The sequence below is a fragment of the Sphingopyxis sp. NJF-3 genome (genome assembly GCF_053514865.1).
Genome location: NZ_CM130726.1, coordinates 1295148 through 1319982 on the forward strand (window position 1 = coordinate 1295148; position 24835 = coordinate 1319982).

General features: G+C 68.8%; 25 protein-coding genes and 1 pseudogene. 8 read left to right on the plus strand and 18 right to left on the minus strand.

Annotation, left to right across the window (positions count from 1 at the left end):
* Positions 1-193: 193 nt before the first annotated feature.
* The gene (locus ACOTSS_RS06105) at positions 194-1774 is read right to left on the minus strand and encodes a GNAT family N-acetyltransferase (RefSeq protein WP_448690622.1); all 1581 of its coding nucleotides are present in this window, start codon (positions 1772-1774) and stop codon (positions 194-196) included.
* A gap of 155 nt (positions 1775-1929) precedes the next feature.
* Here ACOTSS_RS06105 and ACOTSS_RS06110 point away from each other — a divergent pair.
* The 4 genes and pseudogenes from ACOTSS_RS06110 to ACOTSS_RS06125 all read left to right on the plus strand — a co-directional run.
* Positions 1930-2280 (plus strand): annotated as a pseudogene (locus ACOTSS_RS06110) (YciI family protein); the annotation flags it as partial.
* An 87-nt stretch (positions 2281-2367) separates the two neighbouring features.
* Entirely contained in the window at positions 2368-3690 is a 1323-nt protein-coding gene (locus tag ACOTSS_RS06115) for an RNA polymerase sigma factor (RefSeq protein ID WP_448690623.1), read from the plus strand.
* Complete coding sequence (locus ACOTSS_RS06120; protein ID WP_448690624.1) at positions 3690-4355, plus strand: DUF6445 family protein; 666 nt, start codon at positions 3690-3692, stop codon at positions 4353-4355. The genes ACOTSS_RS06115 and ACOTSS_RS06120 overlap by 1 nt, the downstream gene beginning before the upstream one ends.
* Positions 4356-4458: 103 nt before the next feature.
* Complete coding sequence (locus ACOTSS_RS06125) at positions 4459-5007, plus strand: hypothetical protein (RefSeq protein ID WP_448690625.1); 549 nt, start codon at positions 4459-4461, stop codon at positions 5005-5007.
* A gap of 17 nt (positions 5008-5024) precedes the next feature.
* Here ACOTSS_RS06125 and ACOTSS_RS06130 read toward each other — a convergent pair whose 3' ends face one another.
* The 15 genes from ACOTSS_RS06130 to miaA form a co-directional block, all read right to left on the minus strand.
* Positions 5025-5555, minus strand: coding sequence for a GNAT family N-acetyltransferase (locus ACOTSS_RS06130; protein WP_448690626.1), 531 nt, complete (start codon positions 5553-5555; stop codon positions 5025-5027).
* A 25-nt stretch (positions 5556-5580) separates the two neighbouring features.
* The gene (locus ACOTSS_RS06135) at positions 5581-5775 is read right to left on the minus strand and encodes a hypothetical protein (protein WP_448690627.1); all 195 of its coding nucleotides are present in this window, start codon (positions 5773-5775) and stop codon (positions 5581-5583) included.
* Positions 5776-5800: 25 nt separating this feature from the next.
* The gene (locus ACOTSS_RS06140; RefSeq protein WP_448690628.1) at positions 5801-5950 is read right to left on the minus strand and encodes a hypothetical protein; all 150 of its coding nucleotides are present in this window, start codon (positions 5948-5950) and stop codon (positions 5801-5803) included.
* Positions 5951-6001: 51 nt separating this feature from the next.
* Entirely contained in the window at positions 6002-6256 is a 255-nt protein-coding gene (gene infA, locus ACOTSS_RS06145) for a translation initiation factor IF-1 (RefSeq protein ID WP_095386247.1), read from the minus strand.
* A 3-nt stretch (positions 6257-6259) separates the two neighbouring features.
* The gene (locus ACOTSS_RS06150; protein ID WP_095386246.1) at positions 6260-6466 is read right to left on the minus strand and encodes a cold-shock protein; all 207 of its coding nucleotides are present in this window, start codon (positions 6464-6466) and stop codon (positions 6260-6262) included.
* 503 nt (positions 6467-6969) lie between these two features.
* Entirely contained in the window at positions 6970-8634 is a 1665-nt protein-coding gene (gene leuA / locus ACOTSS_RS06155; protein ID WP_448690629.1) for a 2-isopropylmalate synthase, read from the minus strand.
* 240 nt (positions 8635-8874) lie between these two features.
* Positions 8875-9516 carry a YceI family protein gene (locus ACOTSS_RS06160; RefSeq protein ID WP_448690630.1) on the minus strand — a complete coding sequence of 214 codons (642 nt, stop codon included), beginning with the start codon at positions 9514-9516 and terminating at the stop codon, positions 8875-8877.
* A gap of 55 nt (positions 9517-9571) precedes the next feature.
* A complete protein-coding gene (locus tag ACOTSS_RS06165) occupies positions 9572-10009 on the minus strand; it encodes a hypothetical protein (RefSeq protein WP_448690631.1) in 438 nt (145 codons plus the stop codon).
* A gap of 82 nt (positions 10010-10091) precedes the next feature.
* Positions 10092-11348, minus strand: a complete 1257-nt coding sequence (locus tag ACOTSS_RS06170; RefSeq protein ID WP_448690632.1) for an adenosylmethionine--8-amino-7-oxononanoate transaminase — start codon at positions 11346-11348, stop codon at positions 10092-10094.
* Positions 11349-11436: 88 nt separating this feature from the next.
* Positions 11437-12048 (minus strand): dethiobiotin synthase, encoded by a 612-nt coding sequence (gene bioD, locus ACOTSS_RS06175; protein ID WP_448690633.1) that lies wholly within the window; start codon positions 12046-12048, stop codon positions 11437-11439.
* On the minus strand, positions 12045-13181 hold the full coding sequence (locus ACOTSS_RS06180; protein ID WP_448690634.1) for an 8-amino-7-oxononanoate synthase: 1137 nt from the start codon (positions 13179-13181) through the stop codon (positions 12045-12047). Before ACOTSS_RS06180 ends, bioD begins: the two co-directional genes overlap by 4 nt.
* Before the next feature lie 131 nt (positions 13182-13312).
* Positions 13313-14332: a ketol-acid reductoisomerase gene (gene ilvC, locus ACOTSS_RS06185; RefSeq protein ID WP_448690635.1), complete on the minus strand. Its 1020-nt coding sequence runs from the start codon at positions 14330-14332 to the stop codon at positions 13313-13315.
* Positions 14333-14455: 123 nt separating this feature from the next.
* Positions 14456-14971 carry an acetolactate synthase small subunit gene (ilvN, locus tag ACOTSS_RS06190; protein WP_448690636.1) on the minus strand — a complete coding sequence of 172 codons (516 nt, stop codon included), beginning with the start codon at positions 14969-14971 and terminating at the stop codon, positions 14456-14458.
* Between the two features lie 162 nt (positions 14972-15133).
* On the minus strand, positions 15134-16888 hold the full coding sequence (ilvB, locus tag ACOTSS_RS06195; RefSeq protein ID WP_448690637.1) for a biosynthetic-type acetolactate synthase large subunit: 1755 nt from the start codon (positions 16886-16888) through the stop codon (positions 15134-15136).
* A gap of 86 nt (positions 16889-16974) precedes the next feature.
* The gene (miaA, locus tag ACOTSS_RS06200; RefSeq protein WP_448690638.1) at positions 16975-17934 is read right to left on the minus strand and encodes a tRNA (adenosine(37)-N6)-dimethylallyltransferase MiaA; all 960 of its coding nucleotides are present in this window, start codon (positions 17932-17934) and stop codon (positions 16975-16977) included.
* Here miaA and serB point away from each other — a divergent pair.
* Positions 17933-18817 (plus strand): phosphoserine phosphatase SerB, encoded by an 885-nt coding sequence (gene serB / locus ACOTSS_RS06205; protein ID WP_095386231.1) that lies wholly within the window; start codon positions 17933-17935, stop codon positions 18815-18817. The genes miaA and serB overlap by 2 nt on opposite strands.
* A 306-nt stretch (positions 18818-19123) precedes the next feature.
* On the opposite strand, the gene ACOTSS_RS06210 is transcribed toward serB, so the two are convergent.
* Positions 19124-20416: an SPOR domain-containing protein gene (locus ACOTSS_RS06210; RefSeq protein ID WP_448690639.1), complete on the minus strand. Its 1293-nt coding sequence runs from the start codon at positions 20414-20416 to the stop codon at positions 19124-19126.
* A gap of 258 nt (positions 20417-20674) precedes the next feature.
* On the opposite strand from ACOTSS_RS06210, the gene ACOTSS_RS06215 reads away from it, so the two are divergent.
* Genes ACOTSS_RS06215 through ACOTSS_RS06225 form a run of 3 tightly spaced genes read left to right on the plus strand, consistent with a single transcriptional unit; the run spans position 20675 to position 23476 of the window.
* Positions 20675-21397: a ParA family protein gene (locus ACOTSS_RS06215; RefSeq protein WP_095386229.1), complete on the plus strand. Its 723-nt coding sequence runs from the start codon at positions 20675-20677 to the stop codon at positions 21395-21397.
* A 16-nt stretch (positions 21398-21413) separates the two neighbouring features.
* Positions 21414-22055, plus strand: a complete 642-nt coding sequence (locus tag ACOTSS_RS06220; protein WP_448690640.1) for a hypothetical protein — start codon at positions 21414-21416, stop codon at positions 22053-22055.
* A gap of 26 nt (positions 22056-22081) precedes the next feature.
* Positions 22082-23476, plus strand: a complete 1395-nt coding sequence (locus ACOTSS_RS06225) for an SPOR domain-containing protein (protein ID WP_448690641.1) — start codon at positions 22082-22084, stop codon at positions 23474-23476.
* 75 nt (positions 23477-23551) lie between these two features.
* Here the strand turns inward: ACOTSS_RS06225 and ACOTSS_RS06230 are convergent, their stop codons facing one another.
* Positions 23552-24709 (minus strand): helix-turn-helix transcriptional regulator, encoded by a 1158-nt coding sequence (locus tag ACOTSS_RS06230; protein ID WP_448690642.1) that lies wholly within the window; start codon positions 24707-24709, stop codon positions 23552-23554.
* Positions 24710-24835: the final 126 nt, after the last annotated feature.

The following is a 24835-nucleotide window of genomic DNA, read 5'->3' on the forward strand; positions in this document are numbered from 1 at the left end:
CCGATAAGCCCCTCCCCTTCAGGGGAGGGACAACGTAGACTTGGCAGTTTGCTGCCTAGTCGTAGTGGGGTGGGGTCTATCGGCCTTGCGCAAGGCCGATAGACCCCACCCCAACCCCTCCCCTGAAGGGGAGGGGCTTTCTCTCTGCCTATGGCCGCTATCGGCCGTGAACGGACGGGGAAGGCAGGAGCACTTAGCGCGACCCGATCCCCGGCGCGGCGGGGTCCTTCCAGTCGACGCGGTAGAGGTCGAAGCGGCGGTCGCGCAGGTTCTGGACCGCGCCGCTCTGGCGGCTGGTGAGGAGATCGGCGAGGCTCAAATCGGCGATCGCGATCGTCTCGGTATTCGGCGCGGTGTCGGCGGCGACGCCGTCGCGGGCGAAGGCGAAGTCCGACGGGGTCAGGATCGCGCTTTCGGCATAGTGGATGTCCATATTCTCGACGTTGGGCAAATTGCCGACGACGCCCGAGGTGATGACATAGCATTGGTTCTCGACCGCGCGCGCGTGGCAGCAATAGCGGACGCGCAGATAACCGCGGCGCTCGTCGGTGCAGAAGGGGACGAACAGCATCATCGCCCCCTGGTTGACGAGATGGCGCGCGAGCTCGGGAAATTCGCTGTCGTAGCAGATCATCACCCCGATCGGCCCGCAATCGGTGTTGATCGCGTCGGCGCCATAGCCGCCCTTGATGTTCCACCAGCGGCGCTCCGACGGGGTCGGATGCAGCTTTTCCTGCCGGTGCACCGACCCGTCGCGCAGGAAGACATAGGCGATGTTGCGGATGTCGTCGCCCTCGACACGCGTCGGGTGCGAGCCGCCGACGATGTTGATGTTGTAGCCGACCGCGAGCTTTTCCATGAAGGCGAGGTAGCGGTCGGTATAGTCGGCGATCTTCAATATCGCCTTTTCGGGCGGCAGCTTGTTCTTGTCGATCGACAGCAGCTCCAGCGTGTAGAGCTCGGGAAAGACAACAAAATCGGCGGCATAGTCGGCGGCGACGTCGACGAAATATTCGACCTGTTCCTCGAACTGTTCGATGCGGTCGATGCCGCGCATCTGGAACTGGACCGTGGCGACGCGCACCGAGGCGGGGAGGCGGTCGGGCGCCGAGCCGCGGGTGCGCGCGTTCGCCGTCTCGCGCGGTGGGGCGAGGGGGTTTTCCCAGAGCATCAGCACGGCGTGACCGCCGCTTTCGCGGTCGCTGGGCAGATAGTCGTGGAGGACGCCCTTGACCCGATAGCCCTGATTGACCTGGAAGTTGATGACCGGATCGCGAAGCTGCTTGTCGAGCACGGCGGCGAGATAGGCCTCGGGCTCGGGATATTTACGGCGGCGGCGGGCGTAGCCCGGCATGCGGCCGCCGAAGGCGATGCCCTGCAGTTCGAGCGCCTGACACAATTCCTGCCGCTTGCGGTAGAAGCGCTGGCCGATGCGCAGGCGGCGATAGTCGGGGTCGACGCACACCTCCATGCCGTAGAGGATGTCGCCGTCGGGGTCGTGGCGGGTGCCGAAGCCGCCGCCGCTGATCGCGGTCCAGCGATGATCGGTGAGCGCCGCCGCCTCGGGCACGATCAGGGTCGCGCAGAAGCCGACGACCTGGCCCTCATATTCGGCGAGGAACTGGCCTTCGGGGAAATTGTTGATCTGGCCGCGGATCTGCGCCGCCGAATAGGCCTCGGCGCGGCCATAGACCTTCGCGGTCAGGCGCGCGATCGCGGCGGCATCGCGGGTTTCGGAGTTGCGGATGACGAGCTTGGGCCGGGTCGAGTCCATCGCCTCGGTATAGGGCGCGGGGCGGGGCTGTCCAATCGGCGGCTCCGCAAAAGCGGGGCGCGGAAAAATTTTCGCGCGCCTGTCGATTTCGCGATCGCCCGTTCGTCGTCTAGACAGGAGGCCATGCCGGCCCCCGATGATGAAGGAGATGACCGATGCGTGTGATGGTGTTCGTGAAAGCGACCGAGGACAGCGAAAAGGGCCTGCCGCCCACCGCCGAGATGACCGAGATGTTCGAGGCGATGGGGGCGTTCAACGAGGAGTTGGTGAAGGCCGGCGTGATGATCGACGGCGACGGGCTGAAACCCTCGTCGGCGGGAAAAAGGATCGCCTTCGACGGTGCGAGCCGGACGGTGATCGATGGCCCCTTCGCCGAAGCGCGCGAGCTGGTCGCGGGCTATTGGGTGTGGGAAGTCAAGGATATGGACGAAGCGGTCGCCTGGGCGAAGCGCTGCCCCAATCCGATGCCGGGGCCGAGCGAGCTCGAAATCCGGCCCTTCTATGAGATGGAGGATTTCGGCGACGCGTTGACGCCCGAACTCGCCGAGCGCGAGCAGAAGCTGCGCGATCAGCTCGCGGGGCAATAAGCGCGAATGGCCGCCGCTATGCTTGCCTCGCCCGCCGATCTGGCGGACAAGGCGAGCATGGCGGCGGACCCCATCCACAGGGCGATCGAGGCGGTTTTCCGGATCGAGCGGGCGCGGCTGATCGCCGGGCTCGCGCGGCTGACCCGCGACGTCGACCGCGCCGAGGAACTGGCGCAGGAGGCGCTGCTCGCGGCGCTGACCGACTGGCCGGCGTCGGGCGTCCCCGAGCGGCCGGGGGCCTGGTTGATGGCGGCGGCGAAGCGGCGCGCGATCGACGGGTTCCGGCGGGCGGCGATGCACGACCGCAAACATGCCGAGATCGCCCGCGAACGGGACGATGAGCGCGACATGAGCATCGAGAGCCTCGAGGCACGGCTCGACGACGACCTGGGCGACGAACTGCTCGGCCTGATCTTCGCGGCGTGCCATCCGGTGATCTCGCCCGAGGCGCGCGCGGCGCTGACGCTGCGGCTGGTGGGCGGATTGACGGTGGAGGAGATCGCGCGGGCGTTCCTGTCGAACGAGGCAGCGATCGCGGCGCGCATCACCCGCGCCAAGAAGGCGATCGCCAAGGCGGCGGTGGCGTTCGAGGTGCCGCGCGGGCGGGCCCTCGCGCCGCGGCTCGCGTCGGTGCTCGAGGTGATCTACCTCATCTTCAACGAAGGTTATGCGGCGACGAGCGGGTGCGATCTGGTGCGCCCGCCGCTCTGCGCCGAGGCGCAGCGGCTGGGGCGCATTCTCGCCGGGCTGATGCCCGATGAGCCCGAGGTGATGGGATTGCTCGCGCTGATGGAGATTCAGGCGTCGCGGCTGCCGGCGCGGGCCGCGCCCGACGGCGCGCTGGTGCCGCTGCCCGAGCAGGACCGGGCGCGCTGGGACCAGCTTCTGATCCGGCGCGGGCTGAAGGCGCTCGACCGGGCCGAGGCGCTGGGCGGCGCCGACGGGCCATACGCGCTGCAGGCGGCGCTCGCGGCGTGCCATGCGCGGGCGCGCCGCGCCGAGGATACCGACTGGCGCCGTATCGCCGCGCTCTACGACCGGCTGGGGCGGGTGATGCCGTCGCCGGTGGTCGAGCTCAACCGCGCGGTCGCGCACAGCATGGCGTTCGGCCCCGAGGCGGGGCTGGCGTTGATCGACACGATCGCCGGGGAGGCGGCGCTCCGCCACTATGCGCCGCTTCCGGCGGCGCGCGGGGATTTTCTGCTGCGCGCGGGGCGGGCGGCCGAGGCGAAGGCGGCGTTCGAGGCGGCGGCGGCGCTGGCGGGGAACGAGCGCGAGCGCGATTTCCTGCTCGCCCGCGCCGCTACTTGCGTGGGGATGCCGGGCTGATGCCGCTGACGGTCGAGACGATCGGCGACGAGGCGCAGCCGCTGTGCATCCTCGACGATTTCGCGCCGCGTCCCGATGCGCTGCGCTGCGCGGCGGCTGCGGCCGCATTCGGGTCGGCGCGGCACCATTATCCGGGCCTTCGCGCCGCGCTGCCCGACGGATATTTCGAGACGCAGCTGCCGATCATCGCGGCGACGGTTCGGCATGTCTTCGGCCGGACGGGCGAAGTGCGCGTCCTCGACGCGAGCTTCTCGATCGTCACCATGCCGCCCGCCGCGCTGAGCGTCGCGCAGCGGCTGCCGCACTGCGACGCCTTCACCCCCGACCGCATCGCGCTGATCCATTATCTGGCGCCGGAGGGCGGCGACGGCACCGCCTTTTTCCGCCACCGCGCAACCCGTTTCGAAACGGTGAGCGAGGAGCGCCGTGCGGGCTATTTGGCGGCGCTCGACGCCGAACTCGCCGTGGCGGAGCCGCCGCCAGGCTATGTTGCGGGGGACACGGAGCTCTTTGCCTGCATCCGCACGGTCGAGGCCCGCTATAACCGGGCGCTGCTCTATCGGAGCTGCAACCTGCATAGCGGCGCGATCGCCGCCGACGCGGTGCTGGCGGCCGACCCCAAGCGGGGGCGGTTGACGGTGACCGCCTTTCTGGCGGTCGGCTGACGCCTTCGGTCCATCCTGTCCGCGACACGACCCGTCCGCAGGCCGTTGGCGGGCGGGCGCGGCGCGGTTCATCAGGGCGCGATTGCCCCCCTGGAGTCGCCCCATGACAAAAACCTTGGGCCTTGCTGCCCTGCTCTGCCTGACTGCTGCCGTTTTTCCCGCCGTCCCCGCGTTGGCCGCGCAGGAGGGCACGTCCGTGCCGGCGACCGCGCTGACCCCCGGCGCCAAAGTGTATGACTCGGCGGGCGAACAGGTCGGCACCGTCGCCAAGGTAGCGGGCGACAAGGTCGCGGTGGCGATCGACGGCAACGGCCTCGTCGTGCCGCGCGCCGCCTTCGTCCAGACCGACAAGGGGCCGGCGCTGAAGGCGACCAAGGCCAAGATCCTCGCGGTCCTGCACGAGGCCGAACGCGACGCCGCGGCGGTCGAGGCGGCGCTGAAGGTCGGCGCCGAGGTGCGCAGCGCCGACGGCGCCGCGGTGCTCGGCAAGATCAAGGCGCTGACCCCGCAGGGCGCGGTGATGTCGACCGGCGAGGGCGATATCACCATGCCGCGCGCCGCCTTTTTCCTTGCGAAATCGGGGCTCGCGGTGAAGGTCACCGCCGCGCAGTTCGCCGAGGGCGTGAAGAAGGCGCGCAAGTCGGGCGGCTGAACGGGCGCCCGCTCGCCTCAACCGAGCGTCTTGCCCATGCGGATCAGCGGCACGGCGACATCGTCCGCGGTCGCGGTGACGCGTTCGATCGGTACATAGCCGCAGGCGCGGTAGAGCGGCTCGCCCGACAGCGTCGCCATCAGTTCGGCGCGGGTGAAACCCGCGGCGCGCGCGGCCTCCTCGCACAGCGTCATCACCCGCCGCCCGACGCCGCGGCGCGCGTGGTCGGGGTGGGTGTACATCGCCCGGATGCGAGCGGCGTCGGTCGCGGGGTCGAGCAGCGCGGGGTCGCGGAGATCGGTACTGTGGTCGCCGCCGTAGAGCGTCGCCCGGCGCGACCAGCCGCCGCAACCGGCGATCTGGCCGCCGCGTTCGACGATGAAATAGGTGCCGTCGGCGATGAGCTGGGTATCGAGCCCCATCACCGCGCGGCTCGCGGCGATCTGGGCCTCATCGAGGAAGCCCTTCTGCAACTCCGCGATGGCGAGCGCCATCACGGCGCGCAGAGCGTCGAGGTCGGCGGGCGTGGCGAGGCGGTGGGTGAGCATGGCGGCCCGATCCCGCAGAGAGCCGTCAGGTCCTGGCGGCCGCGATCAGCCGTTCCTTTTCGGCGCGCAGATTTTCGGCGTGGATCAGCTTGTCGGCCATCCCCTGCCACGCCGCAGCGGCGCGCAGGTTGCGCTCGCGAACCTGGACGAGCGACGAGGCCGCGGCCTCATCGGTGCATTTTTCGGCCTGGGCGAGATAGAATTCGATGGTTGCCGACACGGGCGGGCTCCTCAGTAGTGCAGGGTCAATCGACCATGTCGGCGATCAGGCGCCGAAGTTCGCGGCGCGACAGCGTCGCCTGGCGGCGGCGCGGTGGGGTCGCCATCGCCTTGCCAGCCATCGGAAGCGCGCGCAGCGCGGGAAAAATCGGGTTATTCTGAAACAATGTCATCATCTTTATCTTTGCTGTCTTATCTTTATTTGTATTTTCATATCGTTAGAGAGGTCAGCGCCGCTGGCGCTGTCCGGTGACCGGGGCACTGCCGCGCTCGCGATAGACGAGGCGGCCCTTGCTGAGGTCATAGGGCGTCATTTCGACGCGAACCGCGTCGCCGACGACCGACCGGATGCGAAAACGCCGCATCCGGCCGGCGGTGTAGGCGATGATGCGATGACCATTTTCGAGCACGACCCCGAAACGGGCGTCGGGCAGGATCTCGTCGATCACACCATCGAAGGTGAGGGCTTCTTCCTTGGCCAAATATCAGGCCGACTGGAGGTTGATCGCCGACACCTTGCCGTTGCGGCCGGTTTCCAGTTCGTAGGAAATGCGCTGATCCTTGTTCAGCGTCTGCATTCCCGCGGCCTGGACGGCGGTGATGTGGACGAAGCTGTCGCCCGAGCCGTCTTCATTTTCGATGAAGCCATAGCCCTTGTCGGTGTTGAAGAATTTGACGGTGCCGATCGGCATGGGTGTTTCCTTTCACGAAACGGAAAATCCACCGGCAAAAGCACCGGCGGAGCTGGTAGCGTGAGAAGGCAAGAATCCACCCGAAAGGGGTATCAAATGTCCGTCGCAGGCGACGTTAGCCTTCCCAATATGGCGCATTTCCGTGGAAAGTCAAGGATACGGCCGCCCGGGTGGTGACTCGGTTTGAAGGCATACGTGCGATTTTTCTTTCTTCGTCACCCCGGACTTGATCCGGGGTCCCGCTTTCCCCGTCGTTTAGCGGGACCCCGGATCAAGTCCGGGGTGACGAGGCAGGGAACGGCGCCTTCCAAATCCAAACTGAGTCACCACCGCCGCCCGAGCCGCGGCGTAGTCTGGTCTTGGGAGGCGCGCTTGACCTTCTCATCATCCCTCCAGCACTGCTTCGCAGCGGCCCTCCCATCGCTTCGTAACAGGGAGAATTCGGCTTCTCCCTGCGCCGCCGGCGTGAGGAGGGAACTGCGAGGCGGTGGAGAGGCTGGCTTCTACGCGCCGTTGGCGGCGGAGAGGATCGCCCGCACGCTCGCCGTCGCGACGTCCGTATCGAGCCCGCAGCCGAACAGGCTCTTCCCGTCCGCGGTGCGGCATTCGACGTAGGCGGCGGCCTGGACGCTGCTGCCCTGGCCGATAGCGTGCTCGCTGTAATCGACGATGTCCATCACCGGGCCTCCGCTTTCGCTGAGCGCCGCGATGACGCTGCTCATCAGGCCGTTGCCGCGGCCGCTGACGCTGCGCGGGGTGCCGTCGATGGTGAGCTTGCCGGCGAAGATGCGGTCGGGGCCGCTGTGGGTTTCGGCCCAGTCGACGAGCTGGAAGCGCTTGCCTTCACTGGCGAGATAATGGCCCTCGAACGCCTGCCAGATGTCGTCGGCGCCGAGTTCGCGGCTCGTCGCGTCGGCGACCGCCTGGACGACGTGGCTGAAGCTCGCCTGCATCTTCTTGGGCAGTTTCAGGCCCTTGTCCTGTTCGAGCACCCAGGCGACGCCGCCCTTGCCCGACTGGCTGTTGACGCGGATCACCGCTTCGTAGCTGCGGCCGAGATCGGCGGGGTCGATCGGCAGGTAGGGGACCTCCCACTTGTCGTCATTCTGGCGTTCGCGCGCGGCGAAGCCCTTCTTGATCGCGTCCTGGTGGCTGCCCGAGAAGGCGGTGTAGACCAGCTCGCCGCCATAGGGGTGGCGCGGGTGGACGGGCAGGTTGTTGCAATATTCGACCGTCGCGATGACCTCGTCGATGTCCGAGAAGTCGAGTTCGGGATCGACGCCCTGCGTGTACATGTTGAGCGCGATGGTGACGAGGCAGGTGTTGCCAGTGCGCTCGCCATTGCCGAACAGGCAGCCCTCGACGCGGTCGCCGCCCGCGAGCAGGCCGAGCTCCGCCGCCGCGACGCCGGTGCCGCGGTCGTTGTGGGTGTGCAGGGATATGATCGCGCGGTCGCGGTTCGGCAGATGCTTGCAGAAATATTCGATCTGGTCGGCGTAGATGTTCGGCGTCGCCGCCTCGACCGTCGCGGGGAGGTTGAGGATGATCGGATTGTCGGCGGTGGGCTGGAGGATGTCCATCACCGCGGCGCAGCATTCGATGCTGAAATCGAGCTCGGCGGTCGAGAAGGTCTCCGGGCTGTATTCGAAGCGCCAGTCGGTGCCGGGCAGGCGCGCGGCATTGTCGCGGAGCTGCTTCGCGCCGTCGATGGCGATCTGCCTGATCTCGGGCATTTCCATGCCGAAGACGATGCGGCGCCACGCGGGGCTGACCGCGTTGTAGAGATGGACGATCGCGGTCTTCGCGCCTTCGAGGCTGTCGAAGCTGGTGCGGATCAGGTCGGCGCGGGCCTGCGTCAGCACCTGCGGCGTGACGTCGTCGGGGATGCGGCCCGAGCGGACGAGATTCTGGATATAGTCGAAGTCGGTCGCGCCGCTCGCGGGGAAGCCGACCTCGATCTCCTTCAGCCCGCATTTGACGAGCAGGTCGAAGAAGCGCGTCTTCTTTTCGGCATCCATCGGGTCGATCAGCGCCTGGTTGCCGTCGCGCAGGTCGGTCGAGAGCCAGATGGGGGCCCGGGTGGTCGTGCGGGCGGGCCACTCGCGGTTTTCGAGCGGGACTTGCGGAAAGGCGCGGTATTTGGTCGAGGGGTTGCGGAGCATGGTCATGGGTCTGGTGTCTTCTGCGGTTCGAATGTCGGTGCGGTGTCGGTCGGCCCTTGGGCGTTCGGCCCGCCGCTAGTCGCGCAGGCCAGAGGTCACGCCCAAGGGCGTGTAAGTCGCAGAAGAAGAAGGCCGCGCATGTGCATGGCCGCCCTAGTGATGCAAAATGTCGCGCTTGGCAAGGGGGCGCGTGCGGAAATTGCGTGGAGAGGGGCCGCTGCGTTGAAGCTGTGCGCTCCCGCGACGCTATTTCTTCTCGAACGCCGCGGTGATCTCCAGCTCGACCTCGTCGCCGACCAGCGGGACGCCGAAGCCGAGGCCGAAATCGCTGCGCTTGATCGTCGCTTCGGCCTCGAAGCCGATGGTTTCGGCGTTGGTCATCGGCGCGGGGCCGGCGCCGGTGAAATCGACGTCGAGCGTCACCGGCTTCGTCACCCCGTTGAGGGTCAGGTTGCCGGTCACCTTCGCCTCGTCGCCGTCCTCGTCGACGACCACCGCGGTCGAGACGAAGCGCGCGGGCGCGGGGCTGGCGCCGAAGAAATCGGGCTTGGCGCCGCTCTCGGCGGCGGGGCGGAGAAGGTGATCCTTGAGCCCGGCGCTGGCGACGGTGACGCTGGCGACGGGGATGGTGACGTCGAGCTTGGCCGCGGCGGGGTTCTTCGGATCGATCGTCAGCGTGCCGGTCGCGTCGCCGAAGATGCCGAAATAATCGTTGAAGCCGAGATGGTTGACCCGCCAGCCGACGAGCGTGTGGTGGGGGTCGGCCTGATAGGTGCCGGCGGTGACGCGCGCGGCGTCCTTCGCGCCGGGCGCGGTGGTGGGCATCTGCGCGAGCAGCGGGACCGCGACGAGCAGCGGCAGGGCGAGGAAGGGGGCGGCGATACGCATGGCGGGAGCTCCTGTCAGGGGGAGCGCGCAGGCTATGCGATGCGGCGGCGGGGCGTCAATCGTCCGCGGCGTCGGCGGCGCGCTCGATCGCGCGGCGCTCGGCCTGCCATTCGCGCAGCGCCGCGGCCGAACAGCCGCTGAAGCCGTAGCTGCCGATCGGCGAGCAGCTGTTGGGGCGGGTCGCGCGCGCGACATTCTCATAGCCTTCGACGGCCGACGTCCAGCTGCCGCCGCCGACCGGCGTGTCGTCCTTCAACTCCTCGCGCAATTCCTTGGGGACGCGGTAGCGGTCGGATTCGGGCCGCTGCGCGCAGACGACGATCTCGTCGCCCTCGGCCTCGGGACAGGGTTCGTCGCCATAGGTGTAGAGGATCGAGGTTTTCTGCGGAGGATGCCCCGTCTGGGCAAGATTTTCGTCGTCCTGCGCGAGCACCGGGCCCGCGAAGGCGGCAGCGGCGAAGAGCGACAGGAGGAGATGGGCAGCGGTCGTCAACGTCGGATTCCTTCGCGTTGGCCCCGTTGAGCCCCGTCTATGCCGCGAAGATGAACCTCAGCCGAACCGTGCCGTTCGAGCGTCAGATTTCGAGCGACGCCGCGATCGCCGCCCAGACCTGCGCGAGTTCGTCCGGCGCGATACAATAGGGTGGCATGACGTAGATGGTGTTGCCGAGCGGGCGGAGCAAGACCCCGCGTTCGCGATAGAAGGCGATGAGGCGCGGTGCGAGGGTCGAGAGATAGCCGGGGTCGGGCTGGACGACGTCGAGCGCGGCGATGGTGCCGAGGCGGCGGGGGTTCTGGGCGCGCGCATCGGTCGACAGCATTGCGAGATGCGCGGCCTGCGCGTCGGCGAGCGCGTCGATGCGCGCCTGCACGGGCTCGTCGCGCCAGATGTCGAGATTGGCGTTGGCGGCGGCGCAGGCGATCGGGTTCGCGGTGTAGCTGCTCGAATGATAGAAAGTCTTCGCGCGGTCGGTCGACCAGTGCGCGGCGAACACCGGTTCGATGCACAACGTCACCGCGAGCGGCATCGCGCCGCCGGTCAGGCCCTTCGACAGGCAGAGGATGTCGGGGATGACGCCCGCCTGGTCGCAGGCGAAGCGGGTGCCGGTGCGGCCCCAGCCGGTCATCACCTCGTCGGCGATGAAGAGGACGCCGTGCGCCGCGCAGATGCTGCGCATCTCGGCGAGCACCCAGGCGGGGTAGATCATCATGCCGCCGGCGCCGAGGATCAGGGGTTCGACGATGAAGGCCGCCGGGTGCTGCGCGCACGCCGCTTCGAGCGCGTCGAGCGCGGCCTGTTCGCGGCCCTCGGCGGGGAAGGGGATGGTGCCGACGTCGAAGAGCAAAGGCTGCCAGGCGCGGTTGTAGACGCCGCGCGCGCCGACCGACATCGCGCCGATCGTGTCGCCGTGATAGCTGTGCTCCATCACCAGGATGCGGCTGCGCGCCTCGCCGATGTTGAACCAGTAGCCGAGCGCCATCTTGAGCGCGACCTCGACGCTGGTCGAGCCCGAGTCCGAGAAGAAGACGCGGGTGAGGGGATCGGGGGTGATGCGGATCAGCTCGGCCGCGAGCGCTTCGGCGGGCTCGTGCGTCCAGCCGGCGAAGATGAGCTGGTCGAGCCTTTCGGTCTGGACGCGGATCGCGGCCATGATGCGCGGATGCGCGTGGCCGTGGGTGGTGACCCACCAGGACGAGATGGCGTCGATCCAGCTGTTGCCGTCGGCGTCGTAGAGGCGGGCGCCCTCGGCGCGGGCGATCAGCGGGATGGGGTCGCCGAGGCCGTGCTGGGTGAAGGGGTGCCAGATGGGGGATTGATGAGTTTCGGTCATTTCTTCTCGTCGATTGTGCTCCCCGGCGAAAGCCGGGGTCCAGTCGGCCCTATATGGACCCCGGCTTTCGCCGGGGAGCGCGAATTGGTTAGCGGAAATCCGCAAGCTCGAAATTGCTCGCAAAGGCGGCAGCGAGATTTTCCGGGGTCAGCGGATCGACGATCGGCAGGCGGCCCAGCCGGCGCACTCCGCTGATCGCCGCGATGATCGCCTCGCTGTCCTCTTGCCGGTCGCCGAGGAAGGCGAGGCCGTGGATCGGCACGCCGCGCGATGTCAGCGCCTCGATCGTCAGCAGGCTGTGGTTGATCGTACCGAGGCCGGTGCGCGCGCAGACGATCACGGGGATCTGCCAGCGCGCGAAGAGGTCGGCGTAGAGGAGGGTGCGCGTCACCGGGACGAGCGCGCCGCCCGCGCCTTCGATCAGCAGGTCGCCCGCGGGCGGGGTCAGACGGTCGGGGTCCATCGTCACGCCGTCGATCTCGGCGGCGAGATGGGGGGAGGCGGGGGTTTTCAGGCGGTAGGCTTCGGGGAGGAGCGGAACGCCCGCGAGGCGCGCAACCGTCTCGCTGTCACTTTCCTCTTCGAGGCCCGACTGGATCGGCTTCCAATAGGGCAGGCCGAGCGCGCCGGCGAGCGCGGCGCTGAAGACGGTCTTGCCGATCCCGGTGTCGGTGCCGGTGACGACGAAACGGCGCGTCATGCCGCGGCCATCGCGGCGGCGAGCGCGTCGACCATCGCGTCGACCTCGGGCTCGCCGACGTTGAGGGTGATCGCGATGCGCAGCCGCGCGGTGCCGTGCGGGACTGTCGGCGGGCGGATGCCGCGGACGTCGAAGCCCGCCGCCTGGAGCGCGGCGGCGATCCGCATCGTGCGGGCGTTGTCGCCGATGAGGACGGGGATGATCTGGCTGCCGCTCGCCGCGATGCCGAGCGGAGCGAGGCGCGCTTCGGCGCGGCGGACGAGCGCGTGGAGCCGCGCCGCGCGCTCCGGCTCGTTCGCGACGACCTCGAGCGCGTGGCGGACGAGCCAGGCGACCAGCGGCGAGGGCGCGGTCGAGAAGATGAAGGGGCGGCCGCGGTTGACGATGAAGTCGCGGACGATCGCGGGGCCGCAGAGCAGCGCGCCCTCGGCGCCGAGCGCCTTGCCGCAGGTGTGGAGGGTGACGAGATTCTCGCGGCCCGCGAGGCCGTGCGCGAGGCCCTGCCCCGCGGGGCCGTAGACGCCGGTGGCGTGCGCCTCGTCGACGACGAGGATCGCTTCGTGGCGGTCGGCGACCGCGGCGAGATCGGCGAGCGGGGCCCTGTCGCCGTCCATCGAATAAAGGCTTTCGACCGCGATCCACGGCGTGCCGGTGCCGCCGCCCGCGCGCCAGCGCGCGATGACGTCCTCGAACGCCTGCGCGTCGTTGTGGCGCGCGTCGACATGACCGGCGCGGCCGAGCTTCATGCCGTCGTGCGCGCTCGCGTGGATCAGCTCGTCGTGGACGATCAGGTCGCCGCGCTGCGGCAGCGTCGCGAAGAGCGCGGCGTTGGCGGCGAAGCCGGTCGGGAAGAAAAGCGCGGCCTCGCTGCCGTAATGGCGCGCGGCATGGGCTTCGAGCGCCTCATGCTCTGCATGATTGCCGCGCAGCAGGCGCGAGCCGCCCGAGCCCGCGGGAAGCCCGCGCTCGAGCCCGGCGGCGAGCGCTTCGCCCAGCGCATAGGAGCCGGCGAGCGCGAGATAGTCGTTCGAGGCGAAGTCGATGCCGGTGCGCGGAGCGAGGGCGCGCCGGCGGTCGTCGGCCGCGAGCGCGGCGAGGTCGGCGCGGTGGGCGTGGAAGGGCTGCCTCATCATTTCCCTCCGTTCGTCATTGCGAGCGGAGCGAAGCAATCTCCAGCTATCGACCATGTGCAAAGTCGATGGCTGGAGATTGCTTCGTCGCTACGCTCCTCGCAATGACGAGGTTCCGTCGCTGTCCGGGGCGGTCAGTTGACCGCCTTGTCGACCAGCTTGTTCTTCGCGATCCACGGCATCATCGCGCGCAGTTCGGCGCCGGTCTGTTCGATCGGATGCGCGGCGGCGGCCTTGCGGCTCGCCTTGAGTTCGGGCTGGCCGGCCTGGTTGTCGAGGACGAAATCCTTGACGAAGCGGCCCGAGGTGATGTCGGCGAGGACGCGCTTCATCTCGGCTTTGGTCTCGTCGGTGATGATGCGCGGGCCGGTCTTGATGTCGCCATATTCGGCGGTGTTCGAGATCGAATAGCGCATGTTGGCGATGCCGCCCTCATAGAGGAGGTCGACGATCAGCTTGGTTTCGTGGAGGCACTCGAAATAGGCCATTTCGGGGGCATAGCCCGCCTCGACCAGCGTTTCGAAACCCGCCTGGATCAGATGGGTGATGCCGCCGCAGAGCACCGCCTGCTCGCCGAACAGATCGGTTTCGCACTCTTCCTTGAAGGTGGTCTCGATGATGCCGCTGCGGCCTCCCCCCACTGCCGACGCGTAGGAGAGGGCGATGGCCTTGGCGTTACCGCTCGCGTCCTGGTCGACCGCGATCAGGCAGGGAACGCCGCCGCCCTTCTGATACTCGCTGCGCACCGTGTGGCCGGGGCCCTTGGGCGCGATCATAAAGACGTCGATGTCGCCGCGCGGCTCGATGAGGCCGAAATGGACGTTGAGGCCGTGCGCGAAGGCGAGCGCGGCGCCGGGCTTCAGATTATCGGCGAGGTCGTCGTAATAGATTTTCGCCTGATGCTCGTCGGGCGCGGCGATCATGATCACGTCGGCCCAGGCGGCGGCGTCCTTGTTGGCCATCACCTGGAAGCCCGCACCCTCGGCCTTCTTCGCGGTCGCCGAGCCGGGGCGCAGCGCGATCGCGACCTCGCGCACGCCGCTGTCGCGCAGGTTCTGCGCATGGGCGTGGCCCTGGCTGCCATAGCCGAGAACCGCGACCTTCTTGCCCTTGATCAGTTCCTGGTCGGCGTCGCGATCGTAATAAACCTGCATGTCATTCTTCCCTATTCTTCTTCCGTCACCCCGGACTTGATCCGGGGTCCCGCTTCTACCGTTGCCCAGCGGGACCCCGGATCAGGTCCGGGGTGACGACGATTGAAACCCAATGCGTAAACCCTATACCGCCTCTGCTCCCCGCGCGATGGCGACGACGCCGGTGCGGCCGACCTCGACCAGCCCGCATTCGCGCATCAGCGCGATGAAGCGGTCGACCTTTTCGCTGTTGCCCGTGATCTCGAAGATGAAGCTGTTGATCGTCGTGTCGACGACCTTGGCGCGGAAAACGTCGGCGAGGCGCAGCGCTTCGATCCTTTTGTCGCCGGTGCCCGCGACCTTGACCAGCGCGATCTCGCGCTCGACATGCGCGCCCGCGTCGGTGAGGTCGGTGACCTTGTGGACGGGGACGAGCCGGTCGAGCTGCGCGATGATCTGGTCGATGATCGGCGGCGGGCCCGAGGTGACGATGGTGATGCGCGACAGCGCATGGTCGGCGGTGATGTCCGCCACCGTCAGGCTCTCGATATTATAGCCGCGCGCGGTGAACAGCCCGGTGATCTTGGCGAGCACCCCGGCCTCGTTGTCGACGGTGACGGCGAGCACGTGGCGCTCGCCCGTTTCGGTGGTGATTTTCATGTCTTTACTCCCCCTCCCGCAGGCGGGAGGGGCTAGGGGTGGGGCGAGCGCAGCGAGCTTCTGCCGGTGCAGATGCCCACCCCGCTGCGACTAGGGAGCAAGCTCCCAAGTCTCGCTGCCCCTCCCGCTTGCGGGAGGGGATATGAAGGCCGGAATGTCGCATCACACCAGCGCCTTGGCTTCGTCGTCCATCGTGCCGGTGACGTCGCTCGGCTGGAGGATCATGTCGGTGTGCGCCGCGCCCGACGGGATCATCGGGAAGCAGTTGGCGAGCTTGGCGACGCGGCAGTCGACGATCACCGGGCCCGGCGTGTCGATCATCGTGCGGATGCCCTCTTCGAGTTCGCCGAGCGTGTCGATGCGCAGCCCGGTCCAGCCATAGGCGTCGGCGAGCTTCACGAAATCGGGCAGGCTGTCCGAATAGCTGTTCGAATAGCGGCTTTCGTAGGTCAGTTCCTGCCACTGGCGGACCATCCCCATCCATTCATTGTTGAGGATGAAGATCTTCACCGGCAGGCGGTACTGCGCGACCGTGCCCATTTCCTGGATGTTCATCTGCAGGCTGGCTTCGCCCGCGATGCAGATGACGAGCCGGTCGGGCTTGGCGATCTGCGCGCCGACCGCGGCGGGAAAGCCGTAGCCCATCGTGCCGAGCCCGCCGCTGGTCAGCCAGCGGTTGGGGGCTGAGAAGCCGAAATGCTGCGCCGCCCACATCTGGTGCTGGCCGACCTCGGTGGTGATGATCGGGTCGCGGCCGCGCGTCGCGTCGAACAAGGCCTTGACCGCGCGCTGCGGCATGATGTCGGCTTGCGGCTCCTTCTTCTCGGGGAAGTCGAGGCAGCGCGTCGCGCGCCAGCCGTCGATGCGGCGCCACCATTCGCCGAGGTCGCGCGCCTTGTGGCCCTTGTCCTGCCACGCCGCGATCAGCGCGTCGAGCGCGCGCGCGGCGTCGCCGAGCACCGCGACATCGACGGGAACGATCTTGTTGATCGAGCTGCGGTCGATGTCGATGTGGATCTTCTTCGCGTGCGGCGCGAAGGCGTCGAGGCGCCCCGTGACGCGGTCGTCGAAGCGCGCGCCGACCGCGATGATCAGGTCGGCGCGGTTCATCGCCATGTTCGATTCATAGGTGCCGTGCATGCCGAGCATACCGAGCCACTTCGGATCGTCCGACGGGAAGGCGCCGAGCCCCATCAGGGTCGAGGTGATCGGCGCGCCGGTCAGCGACACGAGCTGGCGCAAGGCGGCGCTGGCGTCGGGGCCGGCGTTGATCACGCCGCCGCCGGTGTAGAAAACCGGGCGCTCGGCCGCGGCGATCAGGTCGATCGCCTGCGAAATCGCCGCCGCGTCGGGCTCGACCTGGGGGCGATAGCTTTTGTGGGCGATCTTTTCGGGCACGACATAATCGCCGGTCGCGACCTGCACATTCTTTGGAATGTCGATCACCACCGGGCCGGGGCGGCCGTGGGTCGCGATGTGGAACGCCTCATGGATGACCGCGCCGAGCCGGTCGGGGTCCATGACCAGATAATTATGCTTGGTGCAGTGGCGTGTGATGCCGACCGTGTCGCATTCCTGAAAGGCGTCGGTGCCGATCAGCGCGGTCGACACCTGGCCGGTGAGCACGACCATCGGGATCGAATCGAGCAGCGCGTCGGTAATGCCGGTGACCGCGTTGGTCGCGCCGGGGCCCGAGGTGACGAGCACGACGCCGGGCTTGCCCGTCGCGCGGGCATAGCCCTCCGCCGCATGGGTCGCCGCCTGTTCGTGGCGGACGAGGACATGCTTGATCGTCGGATGCTTGTAGAGCGCGTCGTAGATGGGAAGGACCGCGCCGCCCGGATAGCCGAACACCGTGTCGACCCCGAGGTCGACCAGCGCCTGAACCACCATGTCGGCACCACTCATTTCCGTCACGACCTTGCTCCTTCCTTCGTCTTTCGCCCGTACGCATAGCGCGCGCTTGTGCGCTGCAACAGACGGCGGGCAATAGGTGTATGATTCTATCCTGTCAACAGTCTATCATGTAATTTTATTGCTATTTTGTTGATGGAATCGACGGATAATGATTCGTCGTGATGCTGCCAATCCGCAGGAGGCTGGTGGCGGAACCAGGTATATTGCCGCTTCGCATATTGGCGCGTCGCCGCCCGCGCCCGGTCGAGCGCCTCCTCGCGGGAGATTTCGCCGCGCAGCCACGCCGCAACCTGCGGCACGCCGATCGCGCGCATCACCGGGAGATCGGGGTCGAGATCACGCGCGAGCAGCGCCGCCACTTCGTCCGCCGCGCCCGCGTCGAACATCGCTTCGAGCCGCGCGTCGCAGCGCGCGCGCAGCCAGTCGCGTGGCGGCAGGAGGACGAGCGGGACGAGCGCGACCTCGTCCGCGATCCCGCCTTCGCGCGCCTGCTGCCAGTCGGCGAGCGGGCGGCCGGTCGAGCGGATCACTTCGAGCGCGCGGGCGACGCGGGCGGCGTCGGCGGGGGACAGGCGCGCGGCGGCGGCGGGGTCGAGCGCGGCGAGCGCGGCGTGCGCCTCGGCGACCGGCAGCGCGCGCACGTCGGCGCGGATGGCGGGGTCGATGTCGGGCACCGGGGCGATGCCGTGGAGCAGGGTGCGCAGATAAAGGCCGGTGCCGCCGACGAGGATCGGCACGTCGTCGTCCTCCCACGCGCGGGCGAGCGCGCGGCGCGCGTCGGCGGCCCAGCGCGCGGCGTTATAGGCCTCGGCGCCGTCGACATGGCCGAAGAGGCGGTGGGGGGCGCCGGCCATCTCGGCGGGGGCGGGGCGCGCGGAGAGAATCGCCAAATCGCGATAAACCTGGCTCGCGTCGGCATTCACCACTTGCGCGCGCCCCACCGCCTGCGCCAAAGCGACGGCTAGCGCGCTCTTGCCGCTCGCGGTGGGCCCGGCGATAAGCGCGAGCGGAGGCCTGCGCCCCGAAGAGGAAGAAGGAGATGCCATGTTCGTTGCGACGCTGATAGCAGCCGGAAAGCTGACGGGCGAGGTGGTGCGCGAGGCGATCGACCGTCTCGACGCGACGGGGCACGAAGTCGGCGCGCCGCACTGGCTCGACGAGGGCGACGCCGCCGATATCGTCTTTCACGGCAGTCTGGTCAGCGCGCGCAGCGAACTCGCCAAGATGGACCATGGCGCGCTCGACGTCGTCGTCCAGCCGCTGGGCGACCGGACCAAGAAGCTGCTGATCGCCGACATGGATTCGACGATGATCAGCTGCGAGTGCATCGACGAACTCGCCGACTATGCCGGGATCAAGGCCGAGGTCGCGGCGATCACCAAGAAGGCGATGCGCGGCGAGGTCGATTTCCGCGGCGCGCTGATGGAGCGGGTCGCGCTGCTCGGCGGGCTCGCCGAGGGGGTGCTCGCCGAATGCCGGATGGAGCGCGTGCGGTTGACCCGCGGCGCGCGCACGCTGGTGCAGACGATGAAGGCCTATGGCGCGCACAGCGTGCTGGTCACCGGGGGCTTCACCGCCTTCGCGCACCCGGTGGGCGAGGCGATCGGCTTCGACCGGGTGGTGGCGAATGAGCTGCTGCTCGAGGGCGGCAAGTTGACCGGCAAGGTCGCCGAGCCGATCGTCGACAAGGACGCGAAGCTCGAGACGCTGAAGGGCGAGGCCGCGAAGCACGGCCTGCCGCTCGCCGACACGCTCGCGATCGGGGACGGCGCGAACGACATTCCGATGATCACCGCGGCGGGGCTCGGCATCGCCTATCACCCCCACCAGGCGGCGGCGGACGCCGCCGACGCGGTGATCCGGCACCACGACCTGACCGCGCTGCTGTGGGCGCAGGGCTATTCGCGGCGTCAGTGGGTGCTGGGGTAGGGCGGGCGAAGACCGGTTTCGACCGGTTGCGGGACATTATTTTAATCGTCATCCCGGACTTGATCCGGGATCCATAGCTGCACCGTCGTCGTGGATCCCGGATCAAGTCCGGGATGACGATGCGGGAAAGGTTCGTTGCGGCCGAAAGACGACATTGAATTCCTCGTCACCCTGAACTTGTTTCAGGGTCCATGGCCTGCCCTCGAATTTGGCGCGGCGCCGAAGGAGAGACCTGGCCATGGATGCTGAAACAAGTTCAGCATGACGAGCTTGGATGTCCGCTCCCCACCCCAAAGCTGTCGTTGCCTATTTATCGACCACCAAGCAGGCCTGGCCGCCTTTCTTCACCGTCGCGCAGAAGGCTTCGGCCTCGGTCTTGCTCGCGAAATCGCCGGCCTGGAGGCGGGTGAGTTTGCCGTTCTTGACGAGATAGGGCTGGCGCGCGGCGAAGGCGGGATATTTCTTTTCGAGGCTGGTCCACAGCTTGCGGGCGTTGCCCTCGACGCCGAAGGCGCCGAGCTGGGCGCGCCAGGCGCCGGTGGCGGCGCTGCTGCGGACCGGTGCCGGGGCGGCGGCGGGTTTCGCGGGGCTCGGGGCCGGGGCGGCCGCCTTGACCGGCGCGGGGACAGGAGCAGGCGGCGGGGCGACCGGCGGGAGCGGGCCGCTCTCCGGGGGCGCGGCATAGGTCGTGCCCGGCGCTGACGGCGGCGGCGCGGCGGCGGTTTTCACCGGGACCGACGCCGGCGGCGTGGCTTCCTCGGCGGCGATGCTGACGGCGGTGTCGGCGGCGGCGGTCGCTTCGGCGGCCGCGGCGGCTGCCCTCTCGGCGGCGGGCGAGAGTGCGGGCTTCGGCGCCGGCGGCAGCGGGGCCGGTGCGGGGGTCGGCGCAGACGCGATCACCGGCGGCGGCGTGTAGCTGGTGCCGGGGACCGAGGCGGGGAGGCTCGCGGTCTTGACCGGCGAGGGGGCGGGCTTCGGCGCGGGCGGCGCGGCGGCGCTGACCGCGGCGAGGCGCGTGCGCGTTTCGGCCTTTTCCATCTCGGGCAGCATCGCAAGGCCCTTTTGCCGCTGTTCGAGCGGGATCAGATGGTCGAGCTGGGCGAGGCGCGCCGAAGCGATCTGGAGCCCGGCGTCGCTCGCGCGCTTGGTCAGCGCATAGGCGAGCGGCCAGTCTTCCGACGCGAGATCGCCGTTGAAGTGCGCGGTGCCGAGAACATATTGCGCGCGCGGTTCGCCGCGCGCCGCCGAATGGACGATATAGGGCATCGCTTCGTCGCGGCGCCCCGCGGTGAAGAGGACGAGGCCGAGATTATCTTCGGCCTGGAGATGCCCCTGTTTCGCGGCGCGGCGATACCAGGCCTCGGCCTGATCGAGATCGGAGGGGACGCCGCGGCCGAGCTTGTAGGCCTGACCGAGGTTGAACTGCGCGTCGGGATCCCCCGCGACCGCGAGCGGGCGCCACTGGGCGACGGCGCCCTGGTAATCGCCCTTTTGCCAGGCATCGACGCCATCCTTGACGTCGGCGAAGGCCGGAACCGCGAGCGTTGCGGCCGCGAGCAGCGGCAGGGCGAGCGAAACGGCGGTGCGGAATGAGCGCATCGAAATTCTCCAATGACCTTTGTCACCCGTCGAGTGACCAGTCCCCGAAAAAGCCGCCTAACCCCAAATGGCTAACACCCCGTTAGCGAAGAGCGCGGCAATCCCGTTTTTGATCCGGGATGGCACAGTTTGTCCTTAGCTGTTTGTTTACCACATATGCCAACGGGCCGTTCACCCTCTTTTTATCATCGTTAACTCAATTTTAGCGCCCCGCGTGCCATTCCTCCGGCCGATATTTGGATATTCAGGGGGACAGTCGTGCGCGTTTTGGCATTGGCTTCACAGAAGGGCGGGTCGGGCAAGACGACCTTGTCGGGGCACCTCGCGGTGCAGGCCCAGCTTGCGGGCGCCGGCCCCGTCGTTCTGATCGACATCGATCCGCAGGGCTCGCTCGCCGACTGGTGGAACGAGCGCGAAACCGACCTTCCGGCGTTTGCGCAGACCACCGTCGCGCGGCTTGCCTCCGACCTCGAGATATTGCGCCAGCAGGGCTTCAAGCTCGCGGTCATCGACACGCCGCCGGCGATCACCATGGCGATCCAGAGCGTCATCTCGGTCGCCGAGCTGATCGTCGTTCCGACGCGCCCGAGCCCGCACGACCTGCGCGCCGTCGGCGCCACGGTGGACCTGTGCGAGCGCGCGGGCAAGCCGCTGGTGTTCGTCGTCAATGCCGCGACGCCCAAGGCGAAGATCACCAGCGAGGCCGCGGTCGCGCTGTCGCAGCACGGCACCGTCGCCCCGGTGACGCTGCACCACCGCACCGATTACGCCGCGTCGATGATCGACGGCCGCACGGTGATGGAGGTCGATCCGAACGGCCGTTCGGCCGACGAGATCCGCCAGCTCTGGACCTATATGAACGACCGGCTGGAGAAGAATTTCCGCCGCACCGTCTTCGCATCGCCGCTGCCCACCCAGGGCAATTACGGCGCAGTTCGTCCGATGGGCGGGGGCTTCGGCCGCCGCATCGCCGGCCAGTAAGGGGAGGGCTTGAACGATGGGCGAACCCAAACCCCTCGCATCGCTGAGCGCCGGCCTGCTCGCCCGCAAGGGCGGCGCGCGGCCCGCCATGCGCCGCCAGCCGCTCGGCAGCGGCCCCGGGCCGCTCGCCGGCACCGGCTACGACGATCTCGGCTGGAACGACATGGGCTATGACGTCGATCCCGACCAGTCGACCGAACCGGCGCACATGGTCGACCTGAAGCCGCTGCTGACCGGATCGGTGCTCGCGCACAACCCCGAAGCCGAACATGCGGTCGACGAAAGCGCCGATCATGCGATCGCCGAAACGGCGTTCGCGGTCGAGCCTGATGAACCCTTCGTTCCCGAAGTGCCCGAGATCGTGCGCCAGCAGGAATCGCTGATCGACCGCGTCGCCGCGGTCGCGCGCAAGGTCGAGCAGCGCCCCGCGCCGAAGGCGAAGGCGCCGCGCGCGCTGCGGGCCCGCGAAAAGGCGGCCTTCACGCTGCGCCTCGATGCCGAGCGCCATCTGCGCCTGCGGCTCGCGAGTGCGGTCACCAATCGGTCGGCGCAGCTCATCCTGACCGACCTGCTCGATGAATATCTGTCGTCGCTGCCCGAAATCGACGCGATGGCGAGCCGCCTGCCGGCGGCGCGCCCGGCGCGCCGGACGGCCTAGCACCGGATGAAATGGGGGGACCTTCCATGAACCGCAAAATGCTGATGAAACTCGCCGTGTCGGGCTTCGTTCTGGGGATCACGGCGACGGGGTGCAGCGGCATGGGCCCGCTCGCGACCGCTTCGTCGAACGTCGGGGCCAAGGCCGAAGCCGCCGCCAAGGCCGCGGACAAGGCGCGCGCCGCGCTCGAAAAGGGCAAGACGGGCAAGGCGGTCGGCCTCGCCGAAGCCGCCGTCGCCGGAAGCCCGCGCGACGCGGGCTATCGCGCGCTGCTCGGCCAGGCCTATCTGAACGACGGCCGCTTCGCCTCGGCCGAGGCGGCGCTGGGCGAGGCGATGGAGCTGGGCGCGAAGGACGGCAACACCGTCATCGCGCTGACGCTCGCGCATATCGCGCGCGGCAACAGCGCCGACGCGCTCGCGCTGCTCAAGGCGAACAGCGATGTCGTTCCGGCCTCCGACGCGGGCCTCGCGCTCGCGCTCGCCGGCGACAGCGAGTCGGCGATCTATGTGCTGACCGCCGCGGCGCGGGCGCCCGACGCCGGCGCGCGCACCCGCCAGAATCTCGCGCTCGCGCTCGCGCTGTCGGGCCGCTGGGCGCAGGCGCGCATCCTCGCGTCGCAGGATCTGTCGCCCGCCAAGGTCGAAACCCGCATGACCGAATGGGCGAAGTTCGCCGAAGCGGGCGACCAGCAGCTTCGCGTCGCGAGCCTGATCGGCACCAAGGCGCAGGCCGATGCCGGCATGCCGGTGCGCCTCGCGCTCGCCAATTTCGCCGACACGCAGATGGTCGCGGCCCCGGCCGACGGCACGGTGCTCGCCAGCGCCGATCCGGCGCCGGTCGACAGCTATGCGCCGCCGCCGCCGGTCGCGATCGACGCGGGCGGCGCCGACGCGCCGATCCGCACCGTCGAGCTGCCGATGCCGCAGCGCGTCGCGGGCGCCGCGGTGCCGGTGACCGAGCTGCCCTCGCCGAGCGCCGCGGCGCCGGTGATCGTCGCGGACGCCGCGCCCTATCGCCACGCGCCGCGGGTTGCGGGCGACAGCGCCTCCGTTTCGCAGGCCGCGGCCGCCGAGGCTGCGGTCCGGCTGGCGCCGCAGGCGTTCGACGCGAAGAATCCCTCGGGCTGGGCGGTCCAGCTCGGCGCCTATGACAGCCTGGGCATCGCCAAGGAAAAATGGGGCGTGCTCAAGAAGCGCAACGGCCAGCTCGCGGCCTTTCCGGCGTCGAGCCACTCCGCGGTCGTCAAGGGCCGCACCTATTACCGCCTGACGGTCAACGGGCTGAAGAGCCGCGCCGATGCCAGCAGGCTGTGCGGCGAGCTCAAGGCGCAGGGCCAGCGCTGCTTCATCCGCCAGATGGGCGGCGAGAGCATCCAGTGGGCGGCGAAGGCCAGCCCGGTGCGGATGGCTTCGCGCTGAATCCCGCTCCATCGGGAACGGCAAGAGGGGAGGAAGCGCGGTCCCGGCCGGCTTCCTCCCCTCGCTGCTATCCGTTCACGCCGCCGGCAGGCGCGTGAGGGTGGCGACGAGCTGCGCCTGGCTGCTCGCCCCCGTCTTGCGGAAAATGCCCTTGAGCAGGAAACGCGCGGCGTTGAGGCTGACGGCGCGCTCGGCGGCATAGGCGGGGAGCGTCTGGCCCGCGGCGAGCGCGACCGCGAGGCGCGCTTCGGCGGGGGTGAGGGCGAACCATTGCGCGACGCGGTCGATCTCGACCACCGGCGCCTCGCCCGGCGCGCTTCCCATGGTGACGATCAGCGAGGCGCCGAGCGCGACGCCGCCGATCTGCGCCGCCGACTGGCGCGCGATCCGCGCCGCGAGCACCGGGCATTCGGCGCCCGCCTCGTTCGCGGCCTGAAAGGCGAGCCCCGCCGGCGCATCCTCGCGGGTGAGATCGAGAAGCCGTTTGTGGCTTGCGGGATGGGTGAAGGCGAAGCGGTCCTGCGCGAGAGTGATGAAGCCCGCCCGCTCGTAGCGCACGGCGCGGCTGTTCGCGGCGAGGATATTGAGCTGATCGTCGAGGCTGAAGATCGCGAAGGGCGCGGCGTCGGCGGCGGCGCGCGCGGCACCCGCGGCGAGTTCGAGCGAGGCGATGCGGTCGCTGATCCGCATCGCGCGCTGGATATGCGGGGCGAGGATGCGCAGCCCGCGCTTGAGCGACGCGACGTCGCGGTCGCCCGGCCCCGGTAGCATCAGCCCCAGCCGCTCGCCGCCGCGCCGGTCGAGCAGCACCCCGACGAGCCGGTCGATCCCGTAGGGGCGCAGGAAATTGCGGAAGAATTCGGATTCCCAGAATTCCTCCTGCGTCATGATATCGTAGCTGTCGACGACGCTGCCATTGGCGTAGCGCGTGAACTTGCGCGACCAGGGGTGGCTGCCGGCATAGACGGCGGTGTAGATTTCCTGGATCCCCGCCGCGAGCCCCGAGGCGGCGACGAAGCGCGCGCGCGGCGGGCTGTTGCTTTCCCACAGGATGAAGGCCGATTCCCAGCGCAGCGGGCAGAGCGCGCCGGTGATGCGGGCGAGCGTTTCGTTCCAGCGTTCGGGGTGGAGGACCGAGTCGTAGATATGGCCGATCAGCGTGTCGAGTATCTCCCATTCGGCGGCCGCGTCGGCGCGGCTGGGCGATGGGCTTGGAACGGGATCGATCGGCACGCAGGTCCCCCGGCTGAGCACTCTTCCATCTGCTGATTTAGACGATGCTTCGGTGCTGCCAAGCCGCAAAACGACGGAAAAATTCGCCGCTCCTACCCGGTTGGGTAGCGAAAGACGGCGGGAGAA